Raw genomic sequence first — 1,251 nt, forward strand, 5'->3', positions numbered from 1 at the left:
GGCGCAGCACCTCGTCCGGGTCGCCGCCGATCAGGTTCGCCAGTTCTTCCGCGTACTTCTCCGGCTGGGCAGCCGGGAGGTCGATCTTGTTCAGGACCGGGATGATCGTGAGGTTGTTTTCCATCGCCAGGTACAGGTTGGCGAGCGTCTGGGCTTCGATGCCCTGGGCGGCGTCCACCAGCAGCACGGCGCCTTCGCACGCGGCCAGCGAACGGGAGACCTCGTAGGTGAAGTCGACGTGGCCGGGCGTGTCGATCATGTTCAGCGCGTAGCTGGTGCCGTCGAGCTCCCACGGCATCCGGACGGCCTGGGACTTGATGGTGATGCCGCGTTCGCGCTCGATGTCCATCCGGTCCAGGTACTGGGCCTTCATGTCGCGGGACTGGACGACGCCGGTGTACTGAAGCATCCGGTCGGCCAGCGTGGACTTGCCGTGGTCAATATGCGCAATGATGCAGAAGTTCCGGATGAGGGCCGGATCTGTTGCGGCAGGCACCGGGGCGGTGCGGGCCATGGGAGACACGCAGGGTCCTTACTGTTGGCACAACCTGTGGGCTGTACTGATGGGCAATGCTGATGGGCTGTACTGCGGACTCAGGCAGCCGGTGTTCGACAATCGCTTGTTCCACCTGGCTGCGGGCAGGCCGCATTTCTCGTCCCCCTAGTCTCCCACGTCCGGGGGCGTGGCCCCGCATCCCGGTAGGGTTTGCCCCATGGCCCTGAATCTTCGCTCCCTCGGCAACGCCCTCCGCGGCACCCTGCGCTTCCTGGACCGGCTCGGTGGCGGCGCGCCCCCGGTCCGCCGGCCCGCCGGGCGTCCTGCCGGCGCTACCGGCGGCCTCACCGGTACCTACCCCGGCGACTTCCGGGGGAAAGCCACGGTGCGGTACACCCCGGCGGCTAACGGCTTGCCGGAGCCAGGCGAGATCATCTGGACTTGGGTGCCGTTCGAAGAGGACCATAGCCGCGGCAAAGACCGGCCTGTGCTCCTGGTGGGGAGCCACGGCCGCTACCTGCTCGGACTGATGCTGACCAGTAAGGACCACGACGGCGACGCTCGACGCGCGGACGACTACGTCGACATCGGCACTGGCCCCTGGGACCGGCAGTGGCGCCCGAGTGAGGCCCGACTGGACCGCGTGCTGCAGATCAACCCGCGGGATGTTCGGCGTGAGGGCGCCATCCTCGACGCCGGGCGGTTCGGCACCATCGCCACCGCGTTGCGCGGCCGGCACGGCTGGTCCTGACGGG

Annotated in this window: 2 protein-coding genes; one reads left to right on the forward strand and one right to left on the reverse strand. The window is 68.2% G+C overall.

Annotated elements, in window-relative coordinates; genetic code table 11:
• Nucleotides 1-523 (reverse strand): GTP-binding protein (locus AB4Y86_RS19160; protein WP_441403706.1); only part of this gene is annotated, 523 nt, incomplete at its 3' end.
• 190 nt (nt 524-713) lie between these two features.
• Here AB4Y86_RS19160 and AB4Y86_RS19165 point away from each other — a divergent pair.
• Nucleotides 714-1,247, forward strand: coding sequence for a type II toxin-antitoxin system PemK/MazF family toxin (locus AB4Y86_RS19165; protein ID WP_441403707.1), 534 nt, complete (start codon nt 714-716; stop codon nt 1,245-1,247).
• Nucleotides 1,248-1,251 lie beyond the last annotated feature (4 nt).

The sequence above is a fragment of the Arthrobacter sp. 2YAF22_2 genome (assembly GCF_052114645.1).
GTDB lineage: Bacteria > Actinomycetota > Actinomycetes > Actinomycetales > Micrococcaceae > Arthrobacter.

Coding starts and splice junctions, on each gene's coding strand:
- AB4Y86_RS19165 (WP_441403707.1), top strand. CDS start 714: ATGGCCCTGAATCTTCGCTCCCTCGGCAACGCCCTCCGCGGCACCCTG.